The 4,564-nt window shown below is 60.6% G+C and carries 4 protein-coding genes; all 4 read left to right on the top strand.

The genetic code is table 11. From position 1 onward, the window contains the following. Nucleotides 1-505: 505 nt before the first annotated feature. Nucleotides 506-1,604, top strand: a protein-coding gene (gene prfB / locus HF921_RS04710; RefSeq protein WP_155735374.1) for a peptide chain release factor 2 whose coding sequence is annotated in 2 segments (ribosomal slippage) — nucleotides 506-580 and nucleotides 582-1,604 — 1,098 coding nt in all. Because the reading frame shifts where the segments join, the coding sequence is not laid out codon by codon here. A gap of 36 nt (nucleotides 1,605-1,640) precedes the next feature. Next, entirely contained in the window at nucleotides 1,641-3,131 is a 1,491-nt protein-coding gene (gene lysS / locus HF921_RS04705) for a lysine--tRNA ligase (protein WP_215861609.1), read from the top strand. After that, a complete protein-coding gene (locus tag HF921_RS04700) occupies nucleotides 3,128-4,372 on the top strand; it encodes a lipoprotein-releasing ABC transporter permease subunit (protein WP_064219284.1) in 1,245 nt (414 codons plus the stop codon). Before lysS ends, HF921_RS04700 begins: the two co-directional genes overlap by 4 nt. Then, nucleotides 4,365-4,564 (top strand): ATP-binding cassette domain-containing protein (locus HF921_RS13525; protein WP_215893400.1); only part of this gene is annotated, 200 nt, incomplete at its 3' end. The genes HF921_RS04700 and HF921_RS13525, both read left to right, overlap by 8 nt.

Below are 4,564 nucleotides of genomic sequence, written 5' to 3'. Positions count from 1 at the left end.
ACGCGCTCGGACCTCCTGGGGGTAGGCCATCGGGTACGCCTGGTAAATTGCCGTAGCCACTGTTGTACCGACCAGATTCCTGGTCGGGTGGTGGTTGCTGGTTGTACCCCTGATTTCCATATCCGCCATAAGGGCTAACGGCACAGCCTGATAGAGCTAAAATGCCCAAGGCAAGCACAGCGATTTTTCCAGTTGAAGTAGGTATGGCACATTCCCCTGCAGTGTTCATGCGTTTAGTCTAGCCCAACGACAACCCCAAAGCACTGTCACTCGCACCGTTCATGCACTCACCGCGGAGAGCGGGTGGTGTATACTCGCCCCGTGGGAGCGAAATTGCCTTGCAGGGTCCCAGGGATGGAATGGACGTTTTTGATGCCCTTTCAACCCTGTCGAAACACTGCTGGAGATCGGCGCCGAAACTGCGCATAATTACGGCCTTTGCGTGCAGGGCAACGAGGTGCGCGCTGGTATGATCCTGACGCAACCTGATGGAAAAGGAAGAATCATGAGAGAAGTGAATGAGATGCGTGCGCTGCGCGAAGATCTCCAGGTCCGTGTCGCGGGCCTGAGGGGGTACCTTTGACCTCGAAGAAAAGCGCGGCCGCTTAGAGGAAGTGCACCGGGAACTGGAAGACCCGGCCATCTGGAACAACGCCGAAAAGGCCCAGGAACTAGGGCGTGAACGGTCTGCTCTGGAAGCCGTCATCACGCCCATGGACAAGCTTACCGCGAGCCTTGCCGATGGCGGCGAGATGCTTGAATTGGCCCTGAGCGAGCAGGACGAAGAACTCCTCGCCGCCGTCGATGCGGATCTCGCCACCGCTCTGGCCATGGTCGAGAAGCTGGAATTCCAGCGCATGTTCTCCGGCGCGCAGGATGCGGCAAACTGCTTTGTGGATATTCAGGCGGGCGCGGGCGGCACCGAGGCGCAGGACTGGGCGGAAATGATTCTGCGTATGTATCTGCACTGGGCCGAGTCCCATGGCTTTGCGGCGGAGCTGGTGGAGGTCTCCGAGGGTGAAGTGGCGGGTATCAAGTCGGCCAGCATCCATGTGCGCGGTGACCATGCCTTCGGCTGGTTGCGTACCGAAACCGGCGTCCATCGCCTGGTGCGCAAATCGCCTTTCGATTCCGGCAATCGCCGTCATACCAGCTTCGCCAGCGTTTTTATTTACCCCGAGATTGACGATAGTTTCGAGGTGGATATCAATCCGGCGGACCTCAAGGTGGACACCTACCGGGCCAGCGGGGCGGGCGGTCAGCACGTCAACAAGACCGACTCGGCCATTCGCATCACCCATGTGCCTTCCGGCATCGTCGTGGCCTGCCAGACCGACCGCTCGCAGCACAAGAACCGGGCCGAGGCCATGCGCATGTTGCGCTCCAAATTGTATGAGTTGGAGATGCAGAAACGTGCGGTCGAAAAGCAGGCGCTGGAAGACAGCAAAAGCGATATCGGCTGGGGTCATCAAATTCGTTCCTATGTGCTGGACCAGTCGCGGATCAAGGACCTGCGCACCGGGGTCGAAGTGGGCGATACCCAGAAGGTGCTCGATGGGGCGCTGGATATGTTCATTGAAGCGGCGTTGAAGGCCGGATTGTAAGCGGTAGTCACTCAGTATTTTGCAGGAAGGGGACGGATGGTGGATCAGGAACTCAATGACCAGATGCAGGTGCGGCGCGACAAGCTGGGGCACTGGCGCAGCGAAGGCCATGCCTATCCCAACGGCTTCCGTCGCGACGCCTTGGCGGGCGATCTGCAACAGCGTTATGGCGATATGGACGCCACGGCCCTGGAGCAGGAACCCATCGAGGCGCGGCTCGGCGGGCGGCTGATGAGCCGCCGGGTCATGGGTAAAGCCAGTTTCGCCGACATTCAGGATCAGTCCGGGCGCATTCAACTCTTTGTCAGCCGCGATAACCTGGGCGAAGAGGTCTACGCGCGCTTCAAGGGCCTGGATTTCGGCGACATCATCGGTGTGGATGGCATCCTGTTCCGCACCAAGACCGGTGAGCTTTCGGTCAAAGTGCATGGCCTCCAACTGTTGAGCAAGGCCCTGCGCCCGCTGCCGGAAAAATGGCACGGACTCGCCGACCCGGAAACCCGTTTCCGCCAGCGCTATGTCGATCTGATCGTCACCGAAGCCACCCGCCGCACCTTCCAGATTCGTGCCGAAACGGTGGCAGCCCTGCGCGATGGTCTGCGCCAGCGCGGCTTTTATGAGGCGGAGACGCCCATGATGCAACCCGTCCCCGGCGGCGCCACGGCGCGGCCCTTCGTTACCCATCACCATGCCCTCGACATGACCCTTTACCTGCGTATCGCCCCGGAGCTGTACCTCAAACGGCTGGTGGTGGGCGGCATCGAGCAGGTCTTCGAGATCAACCGCAACTTCCGCAATGAAGGCATCTCCACCCGCCATAACCCCGAGTTCACCATGCTCGAATGGTACGAGGCCTACGCCGACCATGTGCGCGCCATGGATCTCACCGAGACCCTGATCCGCGCCGCGGCACAGGCGGCCCTGGGCACGACGGCGATAAGCTATCAAGGACTGGAGATTGACCTCGGCAAACCCTTCCATCGGTTGACGGTGACGGAGTCGGTGCGTGCGCATAATCCCGATCTGGCGGATGCCGACCTGCGGGACCCCGCAGTGCTGGCGGCCAAGCTCGCGCAGTTGCACCTGCCCTGTCAGCCCGCCTGGGGCTGGGGCAAGCGTCTTATCGAAATCTTCGAGAAGACGGTGGAAGGCCATCTTCAACAGCCGACCTTCATCACCGAGTATCCCCTGGAAGTCAGTCCGCTGGCGCGCCGTAACGATCTCGACCCCGAGGTCACGGATCGTTTCGAGCTGATGATCGCCGGCCGCGAGCTGGCCAATGGTTTCTCCGAGTTGAATGATCCCGAAGACCAGGCCGCCCGCTTCCGGGCGCAGGTCGAGGCCAAGGAAGCCGGGGATGAAGAGGCGATGTTCTTCGACGCCGACTATATCCGCGCCCTGGAATACGGCATGCCGCCGACGGCGGGGGTGGGGCTGGGCATCGACCGTCTGGTCATGCTGCTGGCCGATCAGCCCAGCATTCGCGAGGTGATTCTCTTTCCCCATCTGCGACCGGAGCAACCATGAGGTTTTATGAGCTCTGGATCGGGCTGCGTTACACCCGCGCCAAGCGCCGCAATCATTTTATCTCCTTCATCACCGGCACTGCGATCATGGGCATGGTCATCGGCGTGGCGGCCCTGATCGCTGTCATGGCGGTGATGAACGGCTTTGACCATACCTTGCGTGCACGGATTCTGGCGGTGACTTCGGATGTGATCATTCAGGGCAACGGCGTGCCGGTGCTGGACTGGCCGACGGCGGTAAAGCGTCTTTCGACGATTCCTGATGTGACGGGTATGGCGCCCTACGTGCAGGCGCAGGCCATGCTCTCCCACGACGGGCTGGTCAGCGGTGCGGTCATCGAGGGTATTGATCCGTCTTTGGAAAGCCGCGTCAACAAGCTGGCCAGCGACATGAAAATGGGTGACTTGCAATCCCTGCGGACCCATCCCTGGGGTATCGTCCTCGGGCGTGCGCTGGCGCGGCAACTGGGGGTGACGGTGGGGGACAAGATTACCCTGATCTCTCCCCAGGGTGGGGTCACCCCGCTGGGGGTAACCCCCGCCTTGCGCCAGTTCACGGTGGTCGGACTCTTTTCCGTCGGCATTTACGCTTACGACAGCGGCATGGCCTATATCAACCTGGGCGACGCGCAGCGGCTCTACGGATTGAACCAGGGCGTGACTGGCTTGCGCATGCAGATCAAAGACCCTTTTGCCGCCCCGGCCTTCGCCGCCCATCTGCAAAAACAGCTCGGTGCCGCTTTTTATATCCAGGACTGGACCCAGACCCATGAGAACTTCTTCAAGGCCCTGAGCATGGAGAAACTGGTGATGTTTGTGATCCTGTCGCTCATCATCGCCGTCGCCGCCTTCAACATCGTGGCGACACTGGTGATGGTGGTCACCGATAAGGAGACGGATATCGCCATCCTCCGCACCATCGGCGCAACGCCGCATAGCATCATGCTGATTTTTATGGTGCAGGGTGGAATCATCGGACTCGTTGGCACGCTCCTCGGTGTCTTTTTCGGGGTATTGCTGGCGTTGAATATCCCGACCCTGGTACCAGCCATCGAGCAGTTGTTTCACGTCCAATTCATTTCGCCGGAGGTTTATTCCATCAGCCAGTTACCCTCCAAGCTGGAGCCCTGGGATGTGATCCATGTGGCTATTGCCGCGCTCATCATGAGTTGGATAGCGACGTTGTATCCCTCCTGGCGTGCCTCGCGCATCGCCCCTGCCGAGGCCCTGCGTTATGAGTGAGCAGATCATTCTTTCCGTCGAGCACCTGCGCCAGAGCTTCGCCATTGGCCGCGAACACCTGGAAGTCATTCGCGACATCAATCTGGAAGTCCGTCACGGAGAGCGGGTAGCCATTGTGGGGGCCTCCGGGCAGGGCAAGAGCACGTTGATGCACCTCATGGGCGGCTTAGAGCGCCCGTCGGGGGGGGGGGG

Origin of the sequence: Acidithiobacillus ferriphilus (assembly GCF_018854775.1) — a bacterium.
Taxonomy (GTDB): domain Bacteria; phylum Pseudomonadota; class Gammaproteobacteria; order Acidithiobacillales; family Acidithiobacillaceae; genus Acidithiobacillus; species Acidithiobacillus ferriphilus.
Note: the sequence above shows the minus strand (reverse complement) of the source record. Positions and strands in the feature narration are given on the sequence as shown.

Bases quoted from the DNA above. Each gene is read 5' to 3' on its own strand.
- lysS (WP_215861609.1), top strand. From the start codon at position 1,641: ATGGTGGATCAGGAACTCAATGACCAGATGCAGGTGCGGCGCGACAAG.
- HF921_RS04700 (WP_064219284.1), top strand. From the start codon at position 3,128: ATGAGGTTTTATGAGCTCTGGATCGGGCTGCGTTACACCCGCGCCAAG.